Source organism: Ochrobactrum sp. AN78 (genome assembly GCF_029909885.1).
GTDB classification, from domain to species: Bacteria; Pseudomonadota; Alphaproteobacteria; order Rhizobiales; family Rhizobiaceae; genus Brucella; species Brucella quorumnocens.
Genome location: NZ_JASAMU010000003.1, coordinates 254,386 through 279,880, shown reverse-complemented (window position 1 = coordinate 279,880; position 25,495 = coordinate 254,386). Strand labels below are relative to the sequence as shown.

The following is a 25,495-nucleotide window of genomic DNA, read 5'->3' as shown; positions in this document are numbered from 1 at the left end:
ATTAGGGATCGTTTTACTGGCCCTGCCCTGATGCAGGAGGCACCGTTTCTGTTGCTGCTGGCGGAATTGAGCCTTCGCTATTTGAAGGAACGTCAGGAGCAATTACATTACCGAAAATTTCGACGAGAAACCAAACCACTGCTGCTGCGGCAATACTCACCAGCAAGATAATCAGAACTGGTTTGCCCTCTCGGCCTTGCCGTGCTTCACGCGGGCTGACCTGTTTCATGGATCAATACCTCCCGTTTATCTCGAAACCATGCAATAGCCCAATGAGCGGCGGCTAGATTGGTTCCATATTCAACAGAGAGGGCCCATTGGCGCCCACAAATCATTGCCTTTTCAATCTTTTAAGAACAGGCCGCATCCCAAACTTCTGCGAATTCAACGGTATCGTCTTCGGTGAATGCGCCTATGCTTTTCCCAGCTCCCATGTAGCGCCTGCTGCCGCCGTTGCCAGCAAAGCTATTCTTCGATTCCACTCTCCCGCATACGACTGGAGAGCCTGACCTATAGGACACAAATTCGTCGCTGAACCTAGCATCGGCAGAATCTTTCAGTCGCTCAAGGAGAAGCGGTCGATTTTCCTCTATCCAAAGGGCTTCCTTTTCTTTGGACAGAGTTTCGGCCGTGGCAGCCATCCCCTAAGTTGACGCCACGAACAACAAAAGCACGACAACTTTCAACTGGATCGTAATTTTCAACAAAGCTTTCATCCCCTACCCTGTCCTCCCTAGCAATTGTACCAGACTGTAACACCAACAGGCGCAATAAAAGCCGAAAATCCTAGCGATTCAGCAGCGTGGCAAGATGTCTCTTTTGGATGTGCTCTTTTGATCGCCGCGTATGGCAATGTAAGCATTCTCCACACCGTATACACGTCGTTTCATCCCGCCCATTCACTACACAGAATATACACAAAGCGTGCCCCTTGCAGTGGTTATGTATAGACGAGGATGGATGTAGAAATAGAAGTCAAAGCCCAGAGTTTCATGGGCTTTCGACAAATAGAGATGTGCATAGAAAACTAAATGGCGGAGGGGGTGCCCGCCATGATATATAAGCTATTGATATTATTACACTGGTCTCATTGCAATTTGCTATTTTTTCCGTATTTTCCATCGTGAAGTTATGGCAACGGGAAACGACAATGCCGCGTAATAAGCTGTCTGAAACGAAGATAAAGACCCTCACGAAGCCGGGCATTTATTCAGACGGCGACGGCCTTTATTTACGGGTTCGAACTAGCGGCTCTAAACAGTGGATTTTCATACATAAACGAAAAGGCCAGAGAACGGAAACGGGCCTAGGCGGCTACGGCCAAGGCACCGCACCGGTATCGCTGGCACTCGCCCGCGAAAAGGCCGAAGATATACGCCAGCGCCTCGCACGCGGTGAAAACATGGCCCGTAAGACAACCTTCGCAGAGGTGATGGACGATGTGCTTACTGTGAAGCGGGAAAGCTTCAAGAACGAGAAGCACAAAAGCCAGTGGAACATGACGCTCGAGAAGTATGCAAGGGATCTGCATACGAAAGCAATAGCTGACATTACCCGCGACGACGTCTTGGCCGTTCTCAAACCTATCTGGACAAAAATACCGGAAACAGCAGACAGAACGCGTCAGCGCATAGCAGCAGTAATCGACCATGCAAAAGCCAGAGGGCTATTTGTCGGCGATAATCCTGCGGACTGGCGCGGAGGCCTCAAAGAGCTTCTCCCCGCGCGTAGCAAGCTTTCACGAGGGCATCACGCGGCAGTGAGCTATAAGGATCTTCCAGCGGTTATAGCGAACCTTCGTCAATCAGACACAGTTTCGGCGCGCGCAGTGGAATTTATCGCCCTGACCGCCGCGCGATCTAACGAAGCCCGCTCTGCCAAATGGTCCGAAATCAATTTCAAAGAAAAATTGTGGACCATCCCCGCCGAGCGTATGAAGGCGGCAAGAGACCACGAAATTCCATTGTCTGACAGAGGCGTCGACATTCTGAACATACAGAGACAGAGTGCGACCGGCGATCTCATATTTGAAGGTGAGAAAGAAGCAACTCCAATCAGCGATACGGCGCTTATTAAAATATTTCGCTCTTCCGGTGCTGGAAACGCTACTTTGCACGGCCTCAGATCCTCATTCAGAGATTGGGCAGGCGACGAGACAAATTACTCGCGCGATATCGCGGAGGCGGCATTAGCGCATGTACTGAGGGATAAAACAGAAGCCGCGTACAGACGCGGCACTGCTTTAGCAAAACGGCGAGCAATGATGGACGAGTGGAACGAATTCTTGCGCCGTAGTTGATGGTGGCTGTGCCCACAAAATTATGAAAGACTTGACCAACGAGCACTGTAGGATACATTTCCAATGATGGCACCTAAACAGAAGGCTCAGAGGAGACGCTTGCCCGCCGTCGTGGCCGGGGAACGTTCAAAGAACCTATCTTCATTGTAAAATCACTAAATTCCTCGCAGAATATCATTACTTCGGCACCCTTCTTCTTATGATAGGCTGAGTAATTCAACAGATACTCGTCCTGCCGATAACTGGAGTATAGATCGCGAATTTCGTCACAGTTGTCGTATGATACGATCCACTTATTCTTCACATTAATCAACGCTTGCTGAATCTCGACATGATCCTCATGCGTATAATAGTTGCGATATAATCCTTGCCCTTTGACGTAATAAGGCGGATCAAGGTAAATTAATGATTTATCGGGAATTATCCTGTCTATCTTCCTCAAGAAATCCACGGCGTCCAAGTTGTAAGTGTGAATCCTGGACGAATACTCTGCAATCTTTTCGATTTTTCGGATGAGATTTTTCTTTTGAAACCTAGCGTCAATCTTGTACGCTCCCGTCTGGGCCTTCCCCCCAATTATGCCCGCTTTCAGAATACCTGAACGATTTGTGCGATTGAGGAAAAGCGCCGCGAAACCATGGTCGAGCCTACTGTACTCTTGCGGATTGTCTAAAATTGCCTTTTGCTTATGCCATTCTGAGACGGTGACTTCCGTATCATTAAGCAGGCGCAGGAAATCGTCCGTTTGATTTACAAGGGAGTTCCAAAAATCGTATATCGCAGGGTCGATGTCGTTGATATGAATATCCGTTGAGTGCTTGGAGAATAGGACTTCCAATGCAACACCAGCTCCGCCTGCAAACGGTTCAACATAGTGACCTCCCACAAGTTGATACTCTTTCATCAGACATTTTATGTATGGCGAGAATTTTGCTTTTCCCCCCGGATATCTCAGCGGCGTGTTTTGTCTGATGATCATACCAATCGCTTCTCAATTTTCTCAATAATATCAATTCTCAAGCGTTTTGGCCAGAATTATTTTTTAGTGTATCAACCCTCTTGGTAAGTTTGTCTATAAAGGCGTCAACGTCATCAGCGTGCTCATTGCACCACGCCTTTATCAAGTTCGACTTTTCGATCGCTCCTTGATTGTGCTTAAACCATTTTTTATAAAATTCACGCTTACGCTGATGTTCTGGAATGGTTTCATAATCTCGCGAATAAATAACATTCTCCCTGACGTTGTCAGTTGTAAACTGATCCGGCATACCAATCCAAAAATCTGCATTTGCCTGAGCGTTGTCTAGCTTGTCTTTAAGGTACCGGAAAAATATGCGATCGGGAGGCAAATCCTCAAGATATTCGCCTGTAGTCAGCTTAAGTCGGCCGGGCAGCGCACATATGTTGTCCGCTTTGACTATCTTTCCCTTTTTGTTATGGGAATCGTGAGTATCTGACATATCGCCATCTAAAACGATAAGTGACTGGCGAAAATGCTCTGATGCTTTATTGAGCGCATAAATATTGTGGACACCTAGATTGGCGGATACTAAATTCAATTTATAACCAAAACTACTATACGTATCCGTTATCTCTTTGTATCTTAATATGGATTCAAAGAAAAATAATGCTTCATTATCTTCAAAATATACATTCAATTCAGGTTCTTTTGATACAGGGTCGTCACTAAGAGGCAAAAGAACCATATCATTCTTAATCTTCGTGTAACTGACGTCATTCATGAGTCTTGGAAGTGCCGTATCACTTAGATAAAGAACAGAGTCCTGTTGATATTTTTCTTCTACTGACGCGTTCCCATCAAAAATATTCTTTATGACTGTCAGAGAATGGGACGTCACGATTATTTGTAAACTTAATCTCTTCGCTTCCCGCTTCAATAGATTCATTAAGTTTATTTGAGCTCGCGGGTGTAACCCGGCCTCTATTTCATCTATTACAAGTATTCCGCCCTTATACTCGTAATTTTCCGACCGCTGAAGCTTATTGAAGGACGCCAAAGCAGTTACTATCGAGCTTGTTGAATCCTGTCCGAGCGAGATTGCTAGCGAGTTATGATCAAAGTTGGGTGCTATCGACTGTTTCTTCGACTGAGAAAAAGCATGGAATGTGACTGTGCCGGAAGGGTTCATCTCTTGCTTTGAATATGGTAAAACAGCATTAAAGCAATCTATAATATATTTCGCATCTTCTTCTGAAATGTTCTTTCTTGATTTTAGGATCAACTCCGATTCAAACTCTCCGATTGGAGACATTCTACTCATACCGAGATAAAGAGTCGGAATGGGCACTTTCATAGACCCACCAATACTATACTTTTCTTCAAGTTCCTTCATCGTGCCGGGTATAGGCGATCCCTCATAGTTTCGCGGAATGATTCTCAGTCGCCAAATGTCAACTTTTTCTTTTTCTACTACGGGGCCGACGAGATCCAGAACATCGTCCAACTCATCTTCGGTGAGTGCGTCTTCTCCCCCTGCAGCAGCTTTTTCTGCTTTATTGGCAGGCGGAGCTTTAACCATGTGATTCTTGAACTTCGAAGCGTCTATCTGATGCCTTTGCGAACTGACACTGCAAGATTTGTAGAAAATTTCTCCATCTGGCATTTCGTAACTAATTATAAACTTAGGAGTTTTTTTGGAATATTTCTCAAGATCATTATGATAATCTAAATAAAATACTTCTTGGAAGTTTGATTGAAAGAGTTTTGAGAATAAAGATTTCTCACTGCCGCCCGATAGGCCCGAACAATTCGCGACAAGACCTAGAATGGTGGACTTTCCAATCCCATTGTGTCCTGAAATGACGGTTATGCGAGGAGCGAAATTAATCTTAAGATTTCTTAGCTTACGGAATGCCTCATTACCAAACTGGATATTCTTTAATTTCATGGCAGGACCCCCGATTGATTCTCTAAACATTATAGAAGTTCCACACGCATTGGTAAGTGCTGCACAGAGGTTCATGTTGAAGCTAAGTGAATCAAATTTTTATCTCTGCTTGGCGCAGTATCGGAGAAGGCAACCATTTGTAGAGCTACTAAAACGACACTTGCGATCAGAGATCCCCTGAAAGTCACGCCCTCGATAGGGGGGATGTATTGGAACTTGGCATACTGTTTCCGCTCATCTTGCTCCCACCCTCTTGCGATTGGCATTCTCCGACCAACGTGGTTGATTGACGTCACGCTTGCATTTACCCGTTTATGCAGGTGTCGCACTCTGAATTAACAGAGCCCCCCCTTCCTTGGTTCAGAGTGCCTCCCTTATTTCTTATCCTGCGCCAGAACTGACATAAGCTGATCAAGCCGTTTGTTTGTCCCTTTCAGGTCTTCACGAAGTTCGCGCACGTCCTCCCGCAACAGATCGAAATGCGCATCGAATTCGACCCGCCTAACATATTCGTCACGGACCTGATTGATGCGGTGATGCAACTCATCGTCACCGTCCTTGATCGCCTTTGAGAGAATGCGAAATGCAACAATCAGTGTTGAGATGCAGAAGCCAACGACTTGCACGTCAGTATCAAGGAACCATCGCCATTCATCACTCATAGCTGTTTGGCCTCCTGCACTTCCGTGGCTTTAAGCCTCTGGCGAATGTGGAGGTGTTCAACAAGCCACCATACAAAGACGATGCCATTCACCAGTGCGCCGGTGAGCGCGTCCGCTGCGCCGGTATCGAGATATCCTCGTGCAATTAGGTAACTTCCCACGGCCTGCAGGACCTGCCGGATCAGCGGGATTAATAGACTAATTTCCATTTTCAAACTTTCGGCAATAAAAAACCGCCTCAAAGGGCGGCGTCATTTTGAATTTTACGGCAGTATCAATTCAATTCTGCGGCTTGCTTCCACATCGTATCAATGTCTTCATCTGTGAGACCGATTTCAGGGATCGACAAAATCTGATCAAACAATGGATCAATGCGTAGGAACATAGGCTTGTCGGCGATTTTGGCCAAAGCAATTGTTTTGCTCGGATCTGGCAAAGCTTCCAATCCAGCGACGATTTTGTCATGCAAACCAGACCGCAGATTAATCACGACATTGAGCCGCCATCGTTCAAGCTCCGGCATGATCGTGCGCAATTCTTCGACTGTCATGAGACTGATCGGATCAACGATTTCCGAGCCGGTCCATTTCTTGCCGTAGACAGTGCCGCCGGGGCCAAAGGTGAAACCATAATTGCTATCTATGCCAATGACGTCAAAACCACCGAGTTGAGAATGCTCAATGTCATCTGTCATTGAAAAGATTAGACCGTCCTCATTTACCGCAATGTAAAAAGGATGAGGATCATCCTTCGCCGCATCGCAGATATCTTTGCCGTCTTTAGTACAGAACAGGCTAACAATTACAGACTGCATTGGTCCGTGGACTGTATCGCCATTCTCGTTGATGTGCATTGGCCCCGGAATGTCGAAGCGTTTCGAGATGGGAGTTAATTTTCCAAAATTTTTCATTAGTACGGTCCTAAGGCTCTCCAGCCAACATAAGCGATAAAAACTTGCGGCTGACGCGCTGCAAAGTGAGAGGTTGTGAGGTTGCCCGCGCCAGCCCTCATAAATGCAGTCAAGACGTATCCGCTCGCTTGGTTCCATTGATTGAGTATAACATCCGAGTACGCCCACTCGACCCAGCCAGCGATGCGGGTATCCGTGACAGAGCCGTTCTTTCTGTCGTCGGCAAAGGCTGCACATCGACCTTCAATGTAAGAACTGAGAGGGCCACCCCACGCGGTGCCATTGATGTTGCCGCTCGTGTCCATATAGGAAGGGCCGCACACAAGAGCGTTGTTTGCTTTCACATTGCCTCGGCTTTCAATGTAAGCGGATACAATGCTGATCGGGAAATTCGCAGCCCCATCGTAATTGATGGTCATCGCTGTTTTGTTGTATGCGCCAGATTGTGCGTTGAAATTTGAAAGCGTTATTCCGCTTCCCGATGAGCTTGGCTCTAAGACCCATCTCCAATGCGCATAGGCCGCACCAGTCCAGCCCATTTGAATTGGGTAAGATTGTGTGCTCGACGTTCCAGAGCTAAACATAGCCCCCAAATGTGCCGTCAAGAGACCACTGGAAATATCGAAGCCGCCACCTACGACCGAAATGCCCTTCGTGCCGTTTTCGAGGCCAATAGTGACGTAACCATTTTCTACGCCCCAGCCAAGATACCAGCTGCGTTTTTTATCGGGGAAGTAACCACCGACATAGCCTGTATGAGTGTTGTCGCCCGGCGTCAGAGACACATAGCCGCTCTCGTCATCGGAAGCGGTAACTATCAACTCGCCTGCGGTTGAAAAGCCTGACGCAATGCCGATGTTATCGCGAACTTGTTTCTTTTCGGCTTCAACAAGCTCTTGAGGACCGTAAGAAACTGCGGTTGCAGATGCCACCGATTTCCATTCGACTTCATTGTCACCGTCACTCGACTTCGTGAGAACCTGCCCCGCCGTGCCGCCCGGTGCCTGCAATGCACTATCAGCCGTCGCGCCCTGTCCAGCCGTCGCAAAGTCAGCTTCATCATGCGCTGCAGCTGTGCCAATATCATGTGGCTGGACCGCTGTGTCAGCAAGTGCGCCTTGCGCAGCTGTGGCGACCTCTGTGATGTCGCGGCTCGCAACGCTTCCCAGCGCTGGCCGGTTGTTCAAGTCGTTATAGTCGCCGCTCGTTGCGACTTTCGCCAAGTCGTCAGGCTGCACGGCAGTGCTGGCCTTCACGCCCTGTTCCGCCGTTGCAAAGTCTTCAACGTTTCGCGCGGCAGCATTGCCCACAGAGGCAGGCGTCAGCGCCTTGCTGTTCGACACACCCGCTACAACATCATCTTTCGTTGCAATCGGGATTTCAAAGTCATGTGTATGATAAGGCACGGCCATATTATCGGCCCTCCAATGTCTGGACGCGCGCAGTGAGCGCGTTGATCTGGTCTTGAAGTGGTTTCAGGATTTCACCAAGCGGCGCGTGAATAAGCCGGTTATTCGCGTAGAGAACCACGCGAACGTTGGCCGTGTCAGTAATCGCTGAAACCGGCGTGAGGATGATGTTATCTGTCACCTGCATCATGTTCTGATCACAAAATACATTGCTTTATTGATCGGACGCGCCTCATTCCCGCCATCTCCGGCTGTCGTGCCTGCGAACGGATGAGAATGATCTGGAGCCCATGAGGTGCGATTTGGTGCGTTGCCGCTCCAACTCGACATTGCTCTGCTGATGTGAACGGCGCCGCCATATCCGCCTTCACGCGGCCCCGCGTCATGATCGTGGCCACCAGCTGCGGCGGTTTGCCCTGAAAAAGGGTGTTCGTGTAAAAGGTTTTGACTACCCTGCTCACTGCCAAAGACACGCCCCGGATCAACGCCCCTGCCATCGTCCCAACCACGGATAAAGTCGGCTCGCAAATCCGGCACATTGAAGGTTGTGCTGCCATCGCCAACACCATAGCGACCACCGATCACGTTAAAGAGTCGTGCGAAGGTCGTACGAGAAATAGCCTGACCATTACAGTAAAGGCAGTCAGGCGGCACGATAGGAGCGGCTACCGCAAAAATCAGACCGGCAGGAATGCTCTGCGTTTGGGTCGGGTTGAACATGAACCAGCCGCCCGCATTGTCAGCAAGTGCCGAGCAATAAATGAAGTCGTAAATACCGCCTGCCTGTATCTGTCCGGCTCCTATAGGGACAACACCGGAAAGACTGATGCAATAGATCGGCTTTGCACCCACAGCATTGACGTTGAGAGATGCCGGACCGGTGTTTGTGCTCACTGCACGCAGATTGATGCGGATACCGTCGACATATTTATTGAATGGCGACTTCGCAAAGACCGAAATGACATTCGGTGTTCCCTGCACAGTCGCAGCGCCGCCGATATCGGTAATGTATTCCTTGATGCGCTGCATCATCGCGCGGGCTGAGTTGTTAACCGAGCTTGGGGGCTGGCCTTCTGCCCAATTGATATTATCGTCTGAGTTGGCATTGTTCGCCGCCTGCAGACTCCAGTCGTAAATGCTCGACATGTCTACCTCCTAAGCCTGATTGTTCCTGCGGCGACCAAGTCCAGATAATACCTGGCTAAGTGCCTGCATCTGCTGTTGTGATGGTCCTTGAAGTGGTGCAGCCGGTGCTGGTGCTGCTGCCCCACCGTCGAATGAGCCCGCCATCCCCGACAAAGAGCCAAATACATTCGACAAGCCGCCCTTAACGTCACCGCTTTTGAAGTCGTTGAACGCGGTCGTCATGCTTGGCTGCGGTGGTTGGTTCTGCGCAACTTGCGGCGCTTGCTGCGGCTGCTGCATTGGCTGGGCCGGTGGCATTCCAACGTTGATAGGTTGACCCATAGCTGGTGCTGGCGTGCCGGGGGCCTGTGGCGGAGAGGCTGGCTGTGCTGCAACATTGCCAGATGCCATGTTGATGCCGTCCCAAGGTCCAACGCCCGCCGCCTTCGCGCCCATCCAGTTGCCCCAGCCGCGTTTTTTAGCGTGGTCAAGTGAGAAGTCGACTTGCTTCTGCCACGTCGACGGATCGCGCGCATCAAGGCCGGTTGCTTTGGTGAAGTCGTCGCCCATTCCCGCGTGAGGCATAGCCGGATTAATACCGCCATAGTGGAGCTGGAAAGGACCGAAGGACGAACCGCCATCGCCACCGTGATCGGGCTTTGACGGGTCAAAGACGTTCATGCCTTCGTGACCTGCAACACGCGCTGCAATGTCCGGGTTGATGCCGCGCTGATATGCGGCCTGCCGGATATATTGTTCAATTGGGGTCATACGGTTTGCTCCATAAAAAAAGCCGCCCATATTGGACGGCGGGTCATCAAGTTATATGTTGACAACTCGATTTATGTAATATAAAAATTACACATGATCGAAGTTAGCCAAACAGACAAATTCAAAACTTGGTTCGAGAACCTTAAAGATGTGCGCGCAAGAGCACGCGTTCAAACTCGCATCGACCGCTTGTCAATTGGCCTGTTTGGCGACGTGAAATATTTCGACGGAATAGGCGAAGTGCGTATCGACTACGGACCCGGCTATCGGCTTTACTTCGTAAAACGCGGTAATACCGTGGTTATTCTCCTAAGCGGCGGTGATAAGTCAACGCAGAGCAAGGACATAAAAGCTGCCGTAGAAATGGCAAAGGAAGTTTAATATGACCATTAAAACCATTCCATGGGATGCAGCAAACTATCTGCAAAACGACGAAGCTATTGAAGCGTACCTTGAAGCCGCCTTCGAAGATGGCGATACCAAGGTCATTGCTGTTGCGCTCGGCAATATCGCTAGAGCCAAAGGCATGACCAACATTGCAAAAGAAGCTGGCATTACCCGCGAGGCACTTTACATATCTCTCAGTGAAAAGGGCGATCCGAAGCTCTCCACACTTCTCGGAGTCATGAAAGCTCTCGGCCTGCAACTCACTGTGCAAACCGAAAAACACGCAGCTTAATTACCCAACTGTTAGCGATACCTATTAGCGCGCCTCCTAGAATAAGTTTCCTCCGTTTTTGATGGAGGAAATTTTGAAGAAGACGTTTATTCTTATCGCTGTTCTTCTGGGTGTTTCAGGGTGTCAGAGCGGCGGGGTTGGTATGCCTGAGTCCCCGATGTGGTTTCTAACCGCCACGCCCGAACAGCAGATAGCTTATTACAGCAAACGTTGTTCTGCCTATGGCTTCAAAGCCGGGACCCCTGAAATGGCGCAATGTATCATGACGGAGTCACGATCTTCAAAAGATCGCGCAAGCAATCAAATGGCTGTGTCCAGAATGATAACAGCAAATTCCGTCCCTCGGAATGTGATGACTACCTGCAATAGTTTCGGCAATACGGTTACCTGCAACAGTAATTAGAACCCCAACTCATAGGGATACCAATTAGCGACAGCGATACACTACATTCCTCTCAAGTTTGAAAGGAATGAAGATGTACGCAATCCTTTACGTTATCGCTGTCGCTATTATGGCGCTGATCATGCACGTCATCAGCATGGGGGCGATCACGCTCCAAAACTTTTTCGGTGGAGATTTTGCTTGGGGGTTCATATTTGGTGGGTGCTTCATTTTCACAATATGCCTAATTTGCCAGCGCATCGAGGCGAGAAAGTAATTGGTGGGTCATATTCCCTCCTTTGGTTGCCCGATCCATCGTGATAGCCTCAATAACCTTTTGAACCTGTGGAGCACCTACTTTCATGTGCTGCATCAGGTTTAGGGCTTCAGCATAGGCGGGCCGATTGCTGGCTAGCGCTTGCGCAATCTGGGTGTTTCGCTTCTCAATGGCCTGCTGCTGGATCAATTTCATCACATGACCAACGGTTTTTACGCCAGCAGCCCGCAACGCCCCCAATGACCCTTGAGCAGAATATGCCTCCTTTATACCGAAAGCAGGAGGAGCAGGCGGGGCAAGCTCTTTCTGAGCTGCTTGCCGTGCTGCCGTGAAGCTGTTGTCTACGACATCATGTTTTGTCGTCGCAAACAATGCCTCCCTGTCGAGAAGATCAAGCGCACTTTTTGTCTGATCCTGACCGAATAGCGTACCCATTCGGTCGCGGTTCCAGTCACCCTCCCCCTTGATAATATTCTTGAGCGCAACCAAATCGTTGGCCTTGGTCCCGATCTGACGATCAATGTCAGCACGGGCGGATTGCTGCATACGGAACGTTTTTGCAGATGGGCCAACCATCAAGCCTTCTGGATTAACGCCTTTTAGAACCTCCTGCTGTAGTTCCTCAGGCCGTAATGCCTCGCGACCACTGTCGAGCGCCTTTAGACCGATATCAAGCCCTTCATCCTGTCGTGCAAGCTCCTGAAACTGGGCGTCGGCCATCTTGATACCCGGAACATGCTGCGCCAAACTATCATCGATCATCTGCCGCGTTTCGGTGAGTATTCTTGACACTTGCGGGTTAACTTCATTTTTTTGAAGGCCATCAATTGCTTTTCTGGTCTGCAACAGTGTGTACGGATTAGTATCCAGCGTATTGCCGTTGTTCACATTGAGCATATTGCGAATGTTCTTCGCGGCAGACTGTGCCGGTCCACGCAAGATAGCGGACTGCGTTTCGAGATGATTGGCTATGTGCGATGTATCGACCGGAACAGCCTGTTTGAAAGAGTCCTCATAGGCGGGCTCGGTAGCGCGCTGCCCTTCACGCACCAGATCATTGATCGAACGCGGTCCAGTAACCGGGCCAAGAGCATCATCGATACCGGACTGAATACGCGCGTTTGCACCTGCGTGACGACTGGTCAATGCGTCTTTGATAATGGCCTGTCCTTCGCCGGGATGATTTGCAAGCGCGCTTGCGGTTCCCTTCAAATTCGGGCCAAGGTCCATCCACATTGCTTCTGGGCCAAGTTCGTCAAGATGCTGCTGAATTGCCGATGCGCTAAGCCCGTCCTGCCCCGCCTTCTCGGCGAGGTATTTTAGGGCACCCGCCGTTAAACCTGCATTGCGGGCGGTATTCCATGCTTTTACAGCATTCACACCCTTGCCAATGGCACCGCCTACTAGCTGTCCGGCAGCAGGAGCAGCCGCGCCACCCAAGAAGCCAGAGATAGCGCCATACTTCATCTTTTCAGGATCAAAATCACTGCGCACGCCCGCATCTGCACCGCCCATAACAGCGCCGGTTCCAGCAGAAATAGCACTGCGCCCAAGCAGCCCCGCGCCCAACCGCAAGCCTGCGGCCTCTGGTGCCGCCGCAAGCATCGGCAGGGTGCCAAGCACGCCACCAGTCAATCCGGCTGCGGTGCTTGCATAGGGGTGCTGATTGGCAAACGCATCCCGCTTGCCCTGACCATCATCATAGGCTTGATGGTACCGCTCGTCCCACGATTTACCCGGATAGGCATGGCTTCCGATTGGCGTGTCATCGAGCGTTGCATCAATTACAGCGCCCGCTTTGGTGAGCAACCGACCAGCAACGGGCATACTGTCAATCATGGTGCGCATGACGTTCTCAGAATTGACGCTGCCGTCTGGCTGCATTGCCGTGCCACCTCTGGCAATCGTCGGGCCGACTGTGCCGTCATTGGTAAAGGACTGATTTCCGCCCTGCTGCTGCAAGCGCAGACGCGCCGAGGCCATTGCTACAGCGCGTTTCTGTTCAAGTGTCATTTCGTCCATAATGCTTTCTCCTCTGGCGTCATCACGCCCCATATAGACGGGTCAACACCTTGCGGGGCCGGCGCTTTCTCGTCCATACCGTCAACTCTTTCATTCGCGCCGAGCGGTTTATGTGTGAATGGTGAAATGATCGGATGCTCTTTGTCATATTGAGCAACCACATCGTTCCAATCAGCGGTATGGCCTTTGTAGGACTGCGCCATGTGAGCAAGATCGATTTTCTGCTGCGCCTGCTGTTTATAGATGTCGATCATCGCTCGGTTGCCCTTCTCACTCAGAGCAAGACCCGGATTATTTTTTAGGAATGTCTGGAAGTCGAACTGAGTAGGGCGAGAAGTCATGCCGCTGGCGGCGGTTGACGCAAACTGTGTTCCCAACTTGCCAACCAGCTCTGAAGGAGCGAGACTTTTGACGTCATAACCAAGATTTTGCATAATGCTCTTGGCTTTGACGACACTATCTGCTCCCGGACCTGTCGCAATATTGCCATTGCCCGCATTAAATGCGTCTTCAATGAGATTGAGAGACTGCAACTCTTTTCGACCATCCTGTCCAGCGTCCATATAGCCAATGATATTCTTGGCTCTGGCCTCTCCTAGTGCCTTTTCCTCTGCCGTTTCTCCGGCATTGCTGAGATTGACGAGGCTTGGCGATAGAGGTGCTGGAAGACCCTTTTCATTATGGATGTACGGCGTTTTATCCGTGTCAGAAATACCGAACTGCGCCCGTTCATCCGCTGACAGTGGCGTCCCCGGCGCACCACGGCCCGAAGTTCCGCCTTGCCCCCATGGGTTATAAATCGGCTCAACACTGCCCGCCGCTTCATTGGTGCGCACCATTGTGCCATCAGGCAACGTAGAGAAGCCGTATTTCGTGGTGGGTTTGGCATTCAACTGACGCGTTTCAGCCTGCGTTTTGTCAAGATTGGCCTGCGCCTGCTGCGTCTGCAATGCATATGAAGGGTCTTGCTTGCGGAAGATATTGCTGAGCGCAAGATTGAGCGCATCATGGTTACCGTTAATGGCCTGCGCATCTTCCTGACTATAGCCGTTGTTCGTCAGATATTTGATAGTCTGGTTTTCGCGCCCGCCCTGTGCGACAGACAGACCACCTTTTGCAAGACTATCGCTGACAGAGTTGCCCTGCGCCCAGCCTTGAAACATGTTTCCCAGCCAGCGCCCGGTGTCTGACTTGTCGAAGTCCTTCCACTTGTCGATAAAGCCGCTACCGCTGCCAGACTGCTGCGAAGTAGGGTTTCCAGTGGGCTGGCGCATTCCGGCCCATGGATCTGGGTGCTGATCCGGTGACCGTGGAGACAGCGAACCCGGAACATTCTGATAGCTCTCCGGCTCGGCATGTGGTTGCGCCTGATTGTTTTGCGAGAGTGCTGCCTGCGGGTTGGTAAGGAAATTCTGGGGACCGGGCAACACTGATGCAATCAGCCGGTTGATAAGTCCCGGCTGCTGAGAATTGTCGATTGGCATGACTTCACCTATTTTTTCATAATGGACGAACCAATGCCGCCAGCGGTTTGCAGCGGATTGCCACTTTGCTTTGACGTTGTTGTTTGCGTCCCGTAATTACCTGCTGCACCTTGCGTAGCGCCGTTGAGCATGTTGATCCGGTTCCAGCCCCGATTGTCTGTTTCAGACCACTTGTCCCAATCAGCGTTAAGCTTATCCTGATTGTTCTTGTCGATGACCTGCCCACCAGTGAGCGCGTTGCGTTCGGCGTTGCTGTAGCCCTGATAGAGATTGTTGAGGCTGTTCAACTGACCCTGATTGGCCGCGTCAATCTGCTGGTTTGCTGCAATCTGGTTGTGAACATCCTGATTGTACTGATTAGACAGGGCATTGCTGCGCACATTGCCGAGCGATGTGGTCATGGCGTTGGTGTTGGCCGCAGAACCATAACGGCCTGCGCCTGCAAACTGGCTCATTGTCTGGTTGGCGGTCTGGTCCAGCTGGCCCTGCAAGGAGTCATTGAAATAGGGATTATTGCCGACCATCTTGCCAGAAGCCATATTTGCAAGGTTGGTGCCGCTGGAGGTTTGACCGGTTGCCAGTCTGTTGACAGCATCCGATTTATACATGCCTGCCGCATCTGTCAGGCCATTGACGGCACCTGTGGTCTGGCCGCTCAAATCTGTGACGCGCTGACCCTGATAGACGTTCCCACCCTGTCCCGAATTATACAGATTGAGAGCATCGCCTGCAGCCTGCTTGTCGTTTGGCAGCGCCCACGATGGAGGTGCGTTTGTGGTGGTCTGTTTGGAGGAGCTACCGCCCATTGTTCAAATCCTTTTTAAATCTCATGACAAACGGCTCATAGCCGTGTTTTGCAAATGCCTTGCGCCAGCCGCTTCGACCGACAAAACAAACTTCATCAGCGCCGATCTCTCGCGCCCATGCCTCGAATGGCTCAATCATCTGAACCAAGTCAGTGCCTCCATCACCCGCTAGCTCGCAAAGCATCACTCGCTTACGGCCTGTAAATTCGCTGACGATGATTTCTGATGTAGCAAAAGCTTGGAATTTCTCGTTTTCGTCGAGAATTAGCCAAAGCTGCTGCTCTCCAGATAAGAGTTGATCAGCGATCGTTCGTACTGACAGCTCATCTGGGAACCGCGCCACAAGCTTGTTCATGGCTGCAGTGATTTCTGGTCCGTATTTCGCCAGACGCTCCAGCGGCCAATCTTGAGTAAGATGAATTGAAAGTGTCATCGAAACCCTGCCGGAATGAAATCGACGTCAAAGCCTTTTGCGTGGCTCCAAGTTTCCCCGGCTGGTATCCTCATGCGGAACCGATGGAACCGTGCGCGGGATCGCTTACGCACAAGGCCGGTGTTGTTTGATGGTGTCTGTTCACCCAGCCAATGAACGGGTTCATACTGGTTTCGCCGCATGCGTATCCCGACGCTCACAAACACCTGATCCGTATCCACAACCGGATAAACAGCCTCGGTTTTGTTCAACTGACCATTGGTGGCCCCGAATTCCTGGGTGGTAATCGTGGCTTCCATATTGGCAGCAGAGAACGAACCAAGCTTCAAATCAGGTGAGAACGCGCCGAGAATAGGCGCGCCGCCCTGCCACGCTTTACTGTCGAGAGAAAAGGGCAGTGCATCCACATCAGTTGAGACAGCATCAAGCCCGTCGAGCGTGTAGCCTTCTGTATAGATCGGCATAATCGCACTGGCGCGAATTTCGATTAGGCTCCAGCGCTGCAAACCCCAATCATACACCAGCATCTCATTATAAATTCCGGTGCCGTTGTAATCCATGGCCCAATAAACGCGGGAATAAAATGGATCGATCACCCCGATCATGTCGGAAATGTTCGATGAATTGAGCTTGGTGAAAATCGATCTATCGACCTTTTCAAAGCCGATTGGATTGATACCCCCGTCAGAGCCGATCTGAAAGAAGCCGCCCTCATCTGCATAGAATGTGAAAGCCCCACGGCTGGCGATTGAATAGGGAGACTTTGCGCCGCGTTTGTCTTGAATTTTCACGAAGGAAAACACAAACTGAGAGCCGGGAATGAAGGTTCCCAGATAGATTGCGTTCTGCATGAAGATAATTGGATTGGTCGCCTCGCTTGACCCCTGCACCGTGCCGCCGTCCGGGAATATCTGAATGTCAGAGTTACGCTGTCCCGGCGTCCAAAACTCCGCATCGTTAAGCGCAGACCACTGCACACCATTCGGTAGGTCTGGCATGCACATGAGACACACAAAGTTATCCCAGATGCGCACAAGACCGGCGCGCGGTGGGTTGCCCCCAAGATCACGAAACTTCTCGTCCTTGCCTATCTCGAAGACTTGGGGGTTATCGTTCTGGTTGACTGCAATCACAAAATCGCCAAATGCAGCAAACGACCATCGAGCTTCATTGTCTGCTGAGTAGCTCGTGTCTTCCTTGCTAACGTCTGCCCATGACAGATCTGTCGCATCGAGCCGGTAAAGCTTTGATCCAGTGCCTGCGAACACAAAGACCCCACCATCGAGCGAGCGAAACGCAAACGCGCCTAATGGCTTTTCTGGAAATGCCTGCGTAAAATCGCTAAAGGCGGGCATGGGAATGTAACCATCCTGCCCCGGAAGAACGTTCAATACGTCATCGGTGAAAGCAGAATTGAGATCAGCAACATCGGGCCGAAACTCTGCGGCGGATATCAGCATGTTAGAACGCAGTCGCTTTTATGCGACCGCTCCCATTTCGTCTGGATGTTTCGGCTTTAAGCAGGCCATCTTGCTCCCGATAATCATCGAGGGATGCGACGGCTAATTGCTCGTCTTGCAGGTAGTTGCGGTAAAGCTCGAACTTCGCGCGGGCCTTCACCATGTCAAAGGCTTCCGTAAACCACACATTGCTGTCGTCTGCGGACTGAACCGGGGCGAGACGGTACGGTCCAAGCTGGAGCCGGATTGTGTATTCTTGTTCGCCGGGGATTGGATAGAGCCGGATACGTTGCCCAAAGTATGTAAAGCTGTTCGGCTGACCCTTTGCGGCGGTGCCATAAGAAAGGGTTTCCAGCTCGTCCGGACTTACGCGGGTCAACACGCGGCGCTGTGCATCGCCGTCTTCGCTATAGGCTGCAACAATGCGCACAAGGGAGGCAATATTCGGGTTGTCACGGCTATCGTACCATTCTTGACCTGCAACCGTTTGGAAGGTCGTGTCCCGCGTTTCATTGAAGTAATAGGGCTCACGCTCGCAGACGCGTATCGCTTTAAATATGCAGGTCTGGATTTGATTGAGGTATTCCCCGGTCGTATCGTCAATCTCGTCCGATATCACCGTCAACATGTCGTAAAACGTGCGATCTGCAGGATCGAGTAGCGACGGAATTGTGTTATTTGGTCCGCCGGTTTGAACGGTAATAGCCATCGAAATACCTCACATAAAAGAAAAGCGCCCCGGAGGGCGCTTGTTACGCGGCGGCCATCAGGCCAGCGGCTTTGAGTTTTGACAAAACGCGGTTGAAGTCCGCAACAATTCCAGCAATGTCTGTGGCGGTGCTGTTGTCCTGCGCTGCGGCCATCTTGAGAAAGCCTAACTTCGTAGTGGTCGCCGCCTCGTGACTGTGATTGCCAGCTGCTGCGGTCGCGGCAGTGGTGCCAAGCGCCAAAAGCTGGGTATTGCCAGCCAAGGCCGTGGTGGCGGTGGTGCCAATTGTCGGCGGAAAGGTGGAAGGCTTGCCAGTGATATCAGTCCAGCTCACTGACGAACTGCCACCGCCCGGCGTGACTTCAACACCATTGACAAAGAGCTTACCCACCAACATGCGCTGATACTGATAGCGCGAACAGGTTCCGGTTATTTTCATTCGGATTTCCTTTCAAAAAGAAAGGAGGGCCGAAGCCCTCCCCTCAATTATCGACCGCGTATTCGATGACGATAATCGCTTCGCCGGCTGTGGCCTCTTCGCTGCGCGTGAAGGTCACAACGGTTTCAATCGGACGATATGCCTCTGCGGCAGAACCGAAGCTCGTAATGGCAACAGTGCCGAGCGCGATTGCAGCCCCGAAAGCATCGGGAGCGCCGTTCTCGTCACCGACTTCCATTGTACCGGCTGAGAATGGTGTCACGACATAAACGCGCGCGTTGAGAATGACGGCACGGTCAGGCAAGACGCCCACTTCGCCCTCAAGGCCAAGGTCGTCATACGACACGCGTTTGCGCAGAATGTGCGACACCTGAATATCAAGCTGACGCCCACGCTTTGGCTGATGTGGATCATTGGTGGCCATGTTTTAAGCCTCCTTATTCTGCGGGTTTCGCGTAGGTGGAAACAACGATTGTGCCGAAGTCTTCACCGTCGAATTTGGTTTTCTTCATGCCCAGAATGGTCTGTGCAGAAACACCCAGCTGACGCTGATAGTCGAACAGCTCTTCAACGCGTTTGAACTTGTCGGGGTTGTTCTTCATGCCATAGGCAGCAACAGCCGACTGAGCGCCGAGCAGAACAGCGCGGCGCACCGTGTCCACCATCTTGCCATTGGTAGCGACACCCGGAACAACGTGTTCTGCTTCGCGCAGAATGACACCGTTGTAGAGGCCGAGCGAACCATCAAAAATCGGGTTGTTCTTCCGCGATCCGGTGTATGCGGCTTTGGTAATGTCGAGCCATTGGCCGTCACTGGTGTTGGTGCGCAATGACGTAACCTGCGTTGTATGCAGATACATCACATAGACCTTTTCGCCGTTCACATTGACCGGGCGCAGCTTTGGATTGGCAAGCTTTGCACGTTCAACCGCCTTGTCGATCAAGGTAAGGTCGAAAATATCGTCTTCCGTCAGTTCTTCGTCGGATGCTTTACCGCCTGCGCGGATAATGCGGCCCGGCGACGGTACGAGCGGCGTGTTGAAGCCGTAATGGACTGGCTTGAGGTTGATCAAGCGGCCTTCAAATGGAAGCTTCGCCGCTGTGTAGCCGCCCCACTGAATGAAAGCCATCATAGACATGCGGTCCGAGAACCAGTCTGTCAGGCCGTCATTGGCTTCCTGACGCAGATTGAACGGCACGCGCTGCGCGTCGATAGTATTGCCGTTGTTCTTGACCTTTACAGCATGGGCAAGCTCATTAATCATGAGCGCATCCGAATAGGTGGAAAGACCTTCTTCGTTGCCTTCCAGCGTTTCGTCTTCTGAAACACCATCACCGACGAGCTGCTTGCGGAGACCAAACGTCACCTTATCGCCTGCGGCCTTCTGGGTTTCGTTCTTGATCTGAATGATGCTGTTGGTCGAAGTACCCATAAGAGGCGCGATAGCAGTTGCTTTCGAGGTCTCTACACTGAGCTTCTTCGACCACAGCTTGTTAGCCAAAGCGTCATTGACGCCGAAATTGGTCGTAGCCATGTGGAATTATCCTGAATTGTTTGGGTTTTGATGCCGCACATGACGTTGTGAGCGAACGAAGACGATAACCGCCGTCGCGGTGCTGGTATGACGCTCCAGCAAAACGAAGAGCAGTTTAGGGCCATGCTCTGGGCCTCATACAGTTTAGGCGTTGTCACCGCCCATTAGTTTGTCGAATAGACGTTCGTTCTTTGGATCGGCCATCCATGCGGTAAACTCGGTTGGTGACATATTGGCGATTGCTTCCGCCGTCAGTGGGTCGCCGGTATTTGTCCCGCTCGATGCGCCAAGCGTGCGTGAAGCGCGTTGAGCTTCATCAAGTGCCGCCACCTTATCCAGCGTTTGCTGCTGGATGTTCTGCGGGTCTGATGGTGCAGCATGAGGAGCATAACCAAAGCTCTGCGCCATCTGATAGATAAGCTCTGCTGGATCGCGCCCCAACTGCCCAGCCTGCCGCACAATGTCTTTCAACTCGACATTGATCTGCGCCACACGCCCGCGAACGTCACCAAACTGTGGGTTCACAACCGCCAGCGCTTCAAGCTGCTTTTCCCGCATGTCGGAAAGGAACTGTGTCGCCTGATCGAAATCAGGTTTTGCCGCCCTTGCCTGAGCAACGGAATAATCCCAAGCGCCCCAGACCTGAGCCTCAGCCCGTTCCGTTTCGCTCTGCTGCCTTTCCTGATCCTCTTGCGCCTGTCTGCGCTGCATTTCACGGCCCTGCCACATGACATAGCCCAAGAAATCGGCGGCAGGATCGGGTGGAGTGTCTTCTGCCGGCTTGGTTTCGGCTGTTGGCTGCGTACCACCATTCTGGAGTAAGAGCAGCGTGTTCCACCGGTCATTTAGAACCGCCTGAGTGCGCTGGACTTCATCAAGAATCGCCTTGGTTTTTTTATGCTCCTCACGCTCGGCGTGAAGTGCACCATGCGGGACGGTACCGCCCTTTTTCTCAGCGTCTTTCTCGCCCGCTTCCTGCGCATCAGGATCAGGCGCATCGGTATGCGCGGGATCAGCCTCGCTAATACCATCCCCGCCAAGGCTAGGCGCTATATTCTCGCCTTCGCTTTCAAAATAAGCGGCTTCGTCGGCTGTGAAGCCGTTGTCAATTTCTTCGTCCATTGTTCACCTGTTGGGTTATCTGCCGCCTGCGGCGCGCGTTACATTCGCATCCGCATTGCGTTGGCGGATTGCGTTCTGAGTGGCATCAATCGCCAAGCGTTGCTGTGCGAGCTGGTTTTTAGCCTGCGTAGTTTGCAGATCCATTTGCGCCTGTTGTTGCTGTACATAGAGCGCGATCTGGCCCGACTGTTGATCGAGCTGGTTCTTGGCCTGCTTGTGCTGCAAATCCGCCTGCTTTTCCGCCACGCGCATCTGCAATTCCTGCTGACGTGGGTCTGGTGGTGGCGGCTGCTGTGCTTGCTCTTGCTGCTTCTGCTGGAGTTCCTTCGTCCACTGATCCACAAGCGTTGCGGGCAGCGGGGAATATTTCAGCATTTGCAGCATGACATCCGGTGTCATTTCGTTCTGCAGCAATGGCATCATCTGTTGAAGAACCGCCCATGTCCGTTCTTTTTCGTTCGGGCTGGTCGGTGCATCATCGACAATGATTTCATATTCGATGTTCGTTTTGTCTGGACGAACAAGAGGCACATACTCCTGCTTGTCCTGTCCCACGATACGAATAAGCCGCCCATCAGACAGATAATTCTGAATGAGGTGCAGAATGATTTTTCCCTGCCGCTTACGATAGCGCCTAAGACTGTCAAACAGCGATGCTAGGAGGTTGAGCGACGACTGTTTTCGGGTCTGTTCGAGAATGCCAGGCTGATCGACTTCACGCGTCCCGATGAATTCAGCCGATAGGCCGGTTACATCGTTGATTGCTTCCTTGCTTTCATTGAACAGCTGGAAAAAGCCGGTCGGGAATTGTGCAGTTGGCTTTGGCTGGATCGCATCCGCACTGAGCTTGCCTTGCTTCGCCCATGTGATGCTGTCAGCTCTCGACCAACTCTCCTCGGCCTGCCGGTCGTCTTCGAACGCTCCCCGCTCTGCAATAATGCCACCTTTCGACTGGCTGTTAAGCAGATACATTACTTGGCTGAAAAACTTGTTTGACCATCGCTGCGGGTCCTTCGTTGGACGCACAACACCATAGAACTGCTTTTTCAGCTTATCCCGATAGCCCGTGATGCACTCCCAGCCGAATGTGCCGGCAGGGATCAAAGGCTTGTCGGGATCGCCAAGAACTTCTCGACCAATGAAAACGCGCTTCACAACCTTGCGCCGTTGCTTCACATGCTTGAAGCCCGGAATATTCTTTGTGAGCAAATCGATCTGCTGCTTTGAGTATTCCCGCATCTGTCCAGTCTGCATGTCTGGACCGCGATAATAGGTTTCACGCTCCAGCCACCGACATTCTACGATGGTGCAAAGATTGTTCTGGTACTGGTCTGCGATATCGTTTTGATCGCCGGTGTAGAAATTGGCCTCAGTCTGGTCGTGCAGGCCTGTTGGATCATCCATAAGGGACTTCGCCCAACCTGCATGCAGCATTTCCGGCGCGATATCCGGGAACATCTCCTGTACTTCGGACAGTGGCTTCTCATCGACGTAAAAGAGATGCGTCACGTCTTCAAGATTGGGCTTTACCGCATTCTTGTCCCAAACGAATTTGAGCGGATCGAGACGAGACATGCACGGCGCGCCGTCCGGGTTATCGTCAAAGTCTAAGCGTGTGTCAGTCCAGCCCATACCGCAAATCGAAACGTCTTCGAACGCATCAGAGTCAACACTTTCACCGTCTGTCTCGTCGCGGAACCATTCGCCTGCACTGGTTAAAAGCTCATTCGCTTCCGCTGCACCAAGCTGACGCGGAATGAAACGGACTTCGCGCCGGTTGTTCACCTCTGACCCACGAACCGCGTTCACCAAAGGCGCAACGCGATTGAATGTCATGACAGGTCTGCCCTGTTCTTTCAGCGCCTGCTCATCGGCTTGGCTCCACTGGTCGCCGTTATAGAAAGCGTAATCCTCGCGGGCTTCCTTTCGCCATTCGTTGGCGTGCGTCACGTCCTGCCGATACCACCCCTTTAGCCTGCGCGTCAGGGCTTCACGATCAAGGCGCGACAGGTCGCTTTCGCCAGCCTGTTCGACCGGCGACTTATCGTCGTCATCATCTGTCATTGAGTTTTCCTTAACCGGCCATCCATGAACGGGAATTGCCGAATGAGCCACGATAGCGGCCCGTTTCCTTCGGCTTGCCCGCAGGCTGTTCATACGCAACGCACATTAAGCCGAAAGCGTCGGCTCCATGGCTCGACCAATCATGTTCTGGGCCGAGACCAATGCCGCGTGTGTCGTCTTTCTTCTCGTGATACCAGCCAAGCGCATCGAGACCGCCTTCTGTTGTTTCCTCATCGAACCAGATAGAGGGAAACATTCGTCGCGCGGCCTCAATACGCATTCTTGCTGCGCCTTTGCCTTGATTGGGAATGACAGTCACATCATAGCCAGCATCACGAAACGCGCTTTCAAAGGACACGTCATGCACGCGGTCATTGGTTGAGCCATCATGAGGCAGAATGATATCTGCTCGATCTGGGCCGTATCCTTTCGAATGCAGCCACGCCACATGCGTTGCGATTGGCTGGCCTTGTGCCTCATAATAATCGCGCGTGCGTATCTCTCTACCAATGAACTGAGCAGGCCATGCTGCGAAAGCATCAGCCTTAGCGCCCGTTCCGCCAAGATCGCAGATAATCTTAACCCGCATCAGTGGGTCGAAACTAACCCGCCCTATGCGGCGTTCGAGCCGCGCTTCGTTCAAGCACTTCGCATAATATGCGCCAGAGGCAACAGTGACATAACCACCTTCCCACACATGCGCATAATCATCAGGCGTCATGCGTAAGCAGTCCTGCCGCTCCTGCTCCAACTCATCGTTAAACCAAGGGTTATCCCGCCAGTTTGCCTGTACGACGATAGCGCCCTTTGGCTTTTCCTCTCCCCGCAACATCACATCAACGGGGTCACTTTTCTTTCTGGCGTTCCAGCTCCACCACATTTGTGCGCCAGAGGTTCGCATTGTCGGGCGAAGCATCTGAATTGATGTTGAGGAGGCAGTTTGTGCTTCTTCCCACCAAGACCGCTTGAAGCCCTCCAGCGATTTAACGCTATCAGCGGTATAGTCATTCATGCCCTTGAACATGATCAGACCATCGCCGGGCGTGCGGATCACGTCGCGATAAACTTTGAACCCGTCGGCCTCTCCTAGCCGGAATGATGATAGCTTTGCCTCAATCAGCGCCTTTGACGACTGAGCAAGATCTTTCTGGACCTCCCGAATGCAGATAGACTTTAAGCCTTCACCTGCGCTGTTGCCCGGCTCTGCGAGACTGTCCTCTATCATCATCCCGGCGAAGAAATGCGACTTGCCGGAACCTCGACCACCCCATGCGCCTTTATCGCGCGCGGGTTCGAGCAGCGGGAGAAACACTCTCGCTGTTGGAATTTCCAATTCTCTGGGCTTCATTAATCCGCCTTAGGATCGACAATCACACGTTTGACAGCCTGAACCTTGATAGCGTCCATTTCGGCATCACCACCGATTGCAAGCTTATCGCCGTATTTCTTCGGTGCCATTTTTGACATGAGCCACTTACGGGCATCAATGCGGAGCTTAGCCCTCTGAGTGTCTTCTTCATTTCCTTCGTCCGCAATCTCCAGAATATCCTCGGCCATCGCGTCAACCTGAGCTTCGCGTGCGCGTGCGTACTGGTTGCGAAAGTCTTCATCCTTTGAAAGCCATCGAAAAACTGTGCCACGATCAGGCATGCCGGGATCATTACATATAGTGCGCAATGAAACCCCGGCTGATAGTTCACCACAGATGTAAGTTGCCATCTCTGGTGTGAAGTCTGTTGGCCTGCCCTTCTTAACCGGCTGGCCTGCTCTGGCTTCCGCCCTATCCGCTATAGCTTTAATCTGTTCTGGTGAGAGAGCCATTACTTGGACCAAGTTTTGATTAGTTTGCTGAGAGCGGCGATTTATAGCTATCGACACTGTTTCAAATCAGTGCAACTTCAAACGCCATTCTTTCTTAGCGCAATCAGCAAGAACAAAATAAAAAGTGGGCTTTTAAGAGCCCACTTCAAATTACTTTTCGGATTTGTTTGACAACGA

26 protein-coding genes are annotated in these 25,495 nt (G+C 51.6%); 3 read left to right on the top strand and 23 right to left on the bottom strand.

Translation table 11 applies throughout. From position 1 onward, the window contains the following. Positions 1–13: 13 nt before the first annotated feature. Complete coding sequence (locus tag QBD00_RS08110; protein WP_151091976.1) at positions 14–229, bottom strand: hypothetical protein; 216 nt, start codon at positions 227–229, stop codon at positions 14–16. Between the two features lie 921 nt (positions 230–1,150). Between QBD00_RS08110 and QBD00_RS08105 the strand changes: the two genes are divergently transcribed. Beyond that, a complete protein-coding gene (locus QBD00_RS08105; RefSeq protein ID WP_318579153.1) occupies positions 1,151–2,299 on the top strand; it encodes a tyrosine-type recombinase/integrase in 1,149 nt (382 codons plus the stop codon). A gap of 73 nt (positions 2,300–2,372) precedes the next feature. On the opposite strand, the gene QBD00_RS08100 is transcribed toward QBD00_RS08105, so the two are convergent. The 9 genes from QBD00_RS08100 to QBD00_RS08060 form a co-directional block, all read right to left on the bottom strand. Next, positions 2,373–3,278, bottom strand: a complete 906-nt coding sequence (locus QBD00_RS08100; RefSeq protein WP_318579152.1) for a DNA adenine methylase — start codon at positions 3,276–3,278, stop codon at positions 2,373–2,375. Between the two features lie 37 nt (positions 3,279–3,315). Next, the gene (locus QBD00_RS08095) at positions 3,316–5,208 is read right to left on the bottom strand and encodes an AAA family ATPase (RefSeq protein WP_318579151.1); all 1,893 of its coding nucleotides are present in this window, start codon (positions 5,206–5,208) and stop codon (positions 3,316–3,318) included. A gap of 374 nt (positions 5,209–5,582) precedes the next feature. Next, entirely contained in the window at positions 5,583–5,870 is a 288-nt protein-coding gene (locus tag QBD00_RS08090) for a hypothetical protein (protein ID WP_318579150.1), read from the bottom strand. Beyond that, a complete protein-coding gene (locus QBD00_RS08085; RefSeq protein ID WP_318579149.1) occupies positions 5,867–6,079 on the bottom strand; it encodes a hypothetical protein in 213 nt (70 codons plus the stop codon). Before QBD00_RS08085 ends, QBD00_RS08090 begins: the two co-directional genes overlap by 4 nt. Positions 6,080–6,144: 65 nt before the next feature. Further along, positions 6,145–6,780, bottom strand: coding sequence for a hypothetical protein (locus QBD00_RS08080; RefSeq protein ID WP_318579148.1), 636 nt, complete (start codon positions 6,778–6,780; stop codon positions 6,145–6,147). Next, positions 6,780–8,192 carry a hypothetical protein gene (locus QBD00_RS08075; protein WP_318579147.1) on the bottom strand — a complete coding sequence of 471 codons (1,413 nt, stop codon included), beginning with the start codon at positions 8,190–8,192 and terminating at the stop codon, positions 6,780–6,782. The genes QBD00_RS08080 and QBD00_RS08075 overlap by 1 nt, the downstream gene beginning before the upstream one ends. Before the next feature lies 1 nt (position 8,193). After that, on the bottom strand, positions 8,194–8,379 hold the full coding sequence (locus QBD00_RS08070) for a hypothetical protein (protein ID WP_318579146.1): 186 nt from the start codon (positions 8,377–8,379) through the stop codon (positions 8,194–8,196). Continuing rightward, positions 8,376–9,335: a phage tail protein gene (locus tag QBD00_RS08065; protein WP_318579145.1), complete on the bottom strand. Its 960-nt coding sequence runs from the start codon at positions 9,333–9,335 to the stop codon at positions 8,376–8,378. Before QBD00_RS08065 ends, QBD00_RS08070 begins: the two co-directional genes overlap by 4 nt. A gap of 9 nt (positions 9,336–9,344) precedes the next feature. Beyond that, positions 9,345–10,085, bottom strand: a complete 741-nt coding sequence (locus QBD00_RS08060) for a hypothetical protein (RefSeq protein ID WP_318579144.1) — start codon at positions 10,083–10,085, stop codon at positions 9,345–9,347. Between the two features lie 93 nt (positions 10,086–10,178). Between QBD00_RS08060 and QBD00_RS08055 the strand changes: the two genes are divergently transcribed. Together QBD00_RS08055 and QBD00_RS08050 are read left to right on the top strand one after the other, a co-directional pair. Continuing rightward, on the top strand, positions 10,179–10,466 hold the full coding sequence (locus tag QBD00_RS08055; RefSeq protein ID WP_318579143.1) for a type II toxin-antitoxin system RelE/ParE family toxin: 288 nt from the start codon (positions 10,179–10,181) through the stop codon (positions 10,464–10,466). Position 10,467: 1 nt separating this feature from the next. Further along, on the top strand, positions 10,468–10,764 hold the full coding sequence (locus QBD00_RS08050; protein WP_318579142.1) for an addiction module antidote protein: 297 nt from the start codon (positions 10,468–10,470) through the stop codon (positions 10,762–10,764). A gap of 626 nt (positions 10,765–11,390) precedes the next feature. Here the strand turns inward: QBD00_RS08050 and QBD00_RS08045 are convergent. The 13 genes from QBD00_RS08045 to QBD00_RS07985 all read right to left on the bottom strand — a co-directional run bounded on the left by QBD00_RS08045 (position 11,391) and on the right by QBD00_RS07985 (position 25,318). Then, the gene (locus tag QBD00_RS08045) at positions 11,391–13,445 is read right to left on the bottom strand and encodes a hypothetical protein (RefSeq protein WP_318579141.1); all 2,055 of its coding nucleotides are present in this window, start codon (positions 13,443–13,445) and stop codon (positions 11,391–11,393) included. Further along, positions 13,433–14,929 (bottom strand): hypothetical protein, encoded by a 1,497-nt coding sequence (locus tag QBD00_RS08040; protein ID WP_318579140.1) that lies wholly within the window; start codon positions 14,927–14,929, stop codon positions 13,433–13,435. Before QBD00_RS08040 ends, QBD00_RS08045 begins: the two co-directional genes overlap by 13 nt. Positions 14,930–14,937: 8 nt before the next feature. Further along, complete coding sequence (locus tag QBD00_RS08035) at positions 14,938–15,735, bottom strand: tail fiber domain-containing protein (RefSeq protein ID WP_318579139.1); 798 nt, start codon at positions 15,733–15,735, stop codon at positions 14,938–14,940. After that, positions 15,725–16,168, bottom strand: a complete 444-nt coding sequence (locus QBD00_RS08030) for a hypothetical protein (RefSeq protein ID WP_318579138.1) — start codon at positions 16,166–16,168, stop codon at positions 15,725–15,727. Before QBD00_RS08030 ends, QBD00_RS08035 begins: the two co-directional genes overlap by 11 nt. Continuing rightward, entirely contained in the window at positions 16,165–17,628 is a 1,464-nt protein-coding gene (locus tag QBD00_RS08025; RefSeq protein WP_318579137.1) for a hypothetical protein, read from the bottom strand. Before QBD00_RS08025 ends, QBD00_RS08030 begins: the two co-directional genes overlap by 4 nt. Before the next feature lies 1 nt (position 17,629). Further along, complete coding sequence (locus QBD00_RS08020) at positions 17,630–18,337, bottom strand: hypothetical protein (RefSeq protein ID WP_318579136.1); 708 nt, start codon at positions 18,335–18,337, stop codon at positions 17,630–17,632. A 43-nt stretch (positions 18,338–18,380) separates the two neighbouring features. Beyond that, positions 18,381–18,776: a head fiber protein gene (locus QBD00_RS08015; RefSeq protein WP_318579135.1), complete on the bottom strand. Its 396-nt coding sequence runs from the start codon at positions 18,774–18,776 to the stop codon at positions 18,381–18,383. A gap of 43 nt (positions 18,777–18,819) precedes the next feature. Next, on the bottom strand, positions 18,820–19,200 hold the full coding sequence (locus tag QBD00_RS08010; RefSeq protein ID WP_079212948.1) for a hypothetical protein: 381 nt from the start codon (positions 19,198–19,200) through the stop codon (positions 18,820–18,822). 13 nt (positions 19,201–19,213) lie between these two features. Then, positions 19,214–20,311, bottom strand: coding sequence for a N4-gp56 family major capsid protein (locus QBD00_RS08005; RefSeq protein WP_318579134.1), 1,098 nt, complete (start codon positions 20,309–20,311; stop codon positions 19,214–19,216). 144 nt (positions 20,312–20,455) lie between these two features. Then, positions 20,456–21,433: a hypothetical protein gene (locus tag QBD00_RS08000; RefSeq protein ID WP_318579133.1), complete on the bottom strand. Its 978-nt coding sequence runs from the start codon at positions 21,431–21,433 to the stop codon at positions 20,456–20,458. A gap of 15 nt (positions 21,434–21,448) precedes the next feature. Next, positions 21,449–23,497, bottom strand: coding sequence for a portal protein (locus QBD00_RS07995; RefSeq protein ID WP_318579132.1), 2,049 nt, complete (start codon positions 23,495–23,497; stop codon positions 21,449–21,451). A gap of 10 nt (positions 23,498–23,507) precedes the next feature. Then, entirely contained in the window at positions 23,508–24,845 is a 1,338-nt protein-coding gene (locus QBD00_RS07990) for a phage terminase large subunit (protein ID WP_318579131.1), read from the bottom strand. Further along, positions 24,845–25,318 carry a terminase small subunit protein gene (locus QBD00_RS07985; protein WP_318579130.1) on the bottom strand — a complete coding sequence of 158 codons (474 nt, stop codon included), beginning with the start codon at positions 25,316–25,318 and terminating at the stop codon, positions 24,845–24,847. The genes QBD00_RS07990 and QBD00_RS07985 overlap by 1 nt, the downstream gene beginning before the upstream one ends. Between the last annotated feature and the right edge of the window lie 177 nt (positions 25,319–25,495).

Excerpts from the sequence above, each read along its gene's own strand:
- QBD00_RS08045 (WP_318579141.1), bottom strand. The coding sequence starts at position 13,445 with ATGGACGAAATGACACTTGAACAGAAACGCGCTGTAGCAATGGCCTCG.
- QBD00_RS08070 (WP_318579146.1), bottom strand. The coding sequence starts at position 8,379 with ATGATGCAGGTGACAGATAACATCATCCTCACGCCGGTTTCAGCGATT.
- QBD00_RS08035 (WP_318579139.1), bottom strand. The coding sequence starts at position 15,735 with ATGGGCGGTAGCTCCTCCAAACAGACCACCACAAACGCACCTCCATCG.
- QBD00_RS08005 (WP_318579134.1), bottom strand. The coding sequence starts at position 20,311 with ATGGCTACGACCAATTTCGGCGTCAATGACGCTTTGGCTAACAAGCTG.
- QBD00_RS07995 (WP_318579132.1), bottom strand. The coding sequence starts at position 23,497 with ATGACAGATGATGACGACGATAAGTCGCCGGTCGAACAGGCTGGCGAA.
- QBD00_RS07990 (WP_318579131.1), bottom strand. The coding sequence starts at position 24,845 with ATGAAGCCCAGAGAATTGGAAATTCCAACAGCGAGAGTGTTTCTCCCG.
- QBD00_RS08100 (WP_318579152.1), bottom strand. The coding sequence starts at position 3,278 with ATGATCATCAGACAAAACACGCCGCTGAGATATCCGGGGGGAAAAGCA.
- QBD00_RS08110 (WP_151091976.1), bottom strand. The coding sequence starts at position 229 with ATGAAACAGGTCAGCCCGCGTGAAGCACGGCAAGGCCGAGAGGGCAAA.
- QBD00_RS08060 (WP_318579144.1), bottom strand. The coding sequence starts at position 10,085 with ATGACCCCAATTGAACAATATATCCGGCAGGCCGCATATCAGCGCGGC.
- QBD00_RS08055 (WP_318579143.1), top strand. The coding sequence starts at position 10,179 with ATGATCGAAGTTAGCCAAACAGACAAATTCAAAACTTGGTTCGAGAAC.
- QBD00_RS08000 (WP_318579133.1), bottom strand. The coding sequence starts at position 21,433 with ATGGACGAAGAAATTGACAACGGCTTCACAGCCGACGAAGCCGCTTAT.
- QBD00_RS07985 (WP_318579130.1), bottom strand. The coding sequence starts at position 25,318 with ATGGCTCTCTCACCAGAACAGATTAAAGCTATAGCGGATAGGGCGGAA.
- QBD00_RS08085 (WP_318579149.1), bottom strand. The coding sequence starts at position 6,079 with ATGGAAATTAGTCTATTAATCCCGCTGATCCGGCAGGTCCTGCAGGCC.
- QBD00_RS08090 (WP_318579150.1), bottom strand. The coding sequence starts at position 5,870 with ATGAGTGATGAATGGCGATGGTTCCTTGATACTGACGTGCAAGTCGTT.
- QBD00_RS08095 (WP_318579151.1), bottom strand. The coding sequence starts at position 5,208 with ATGAAATTAAAGAATATCCAGTTTGGTAATGAGGCATTCCGTAAGCTA.
- QBD00_RS08075 (WP_318579147.1), bottom strand. The coding sequence starts at position 8,192 with ATGGCCGTGCCTTATCATACACATGACTTTGAAATCCCGATTGCAACG.
- QBD00_RS08080 (WP_318579148.1), bottom strand. The coding sequence starts at position 6,780 with ATGAAAAATTTTGGAAAATTAACTCCCATCTCGAAACGCTTCGACATT.
- QBD00_RS08030 (WP_318579138.1), bottom strand. The coding sequence starts at position 16,168 with ATGACACTTTCAATTCATCTTACTCAAGATTGGCCGCTGGAGCGTCTG.
- QBD00_RS08050 (WP_318579142.1), top strand. The coding sequence starts at position 10,468 with ATGACCATTAAAACCATTCCATGGGATGCAGCAAACTATCTGCAAAAC.
- QBD00_RS08025 (WP_318579137.1), bottom strand. The coding sequence starts at position 17,628 with ATGCTGATATCCGCCGCAGAGTTTCGGCCCGATGTTGCTGATCTCAAT.
- QBD00_RS08015 (WP_318579135.1), bottom strand. The coding sequence starts at position 18,776 with ATGAAAATAACCGGAACCTGTTCGCGCTATCAGTATCAGCGCATGTTG.
- QBD00_RS08105 (WP_318579153.1), top strand. The coding sequence starts at position 1,151 with ATGCCGCGTAATAAGCTGTCTGAAACGAAGATAAAGACCCTCACGAAG.
- QBD00_RS08040 (WP_318579140.1), bottom strand. The coding sequence starts at position 14,929 with ATGCCAATCGACAATTCTCAGCAGCCGGGACTTATCAACCGGCTGATT.
- QBD00_RS08020 (WP_318579136.1), bottom strand. The coding sequence starts at position 18,337 with ATGGCTATTACCGTTCAAACCGGCGGACCAAATAACACAATTCCGTCG.
- QBD00_RS08065 (WP_318579145.1), bottom strand. The coding sequence starts at position 9,335 with ATGTCGAGCATTTACGACTGGAGTCTGCAGGCGGCGAACAATGCCAAC.
- QBD00_RS08010 (WP_079212948.1), bottom strand. The coding sequence starts at position 19,200 with ATGGCCACCAATGATCCACATCAGCCAAAGCGTGGGCGTCAGCTTGAT.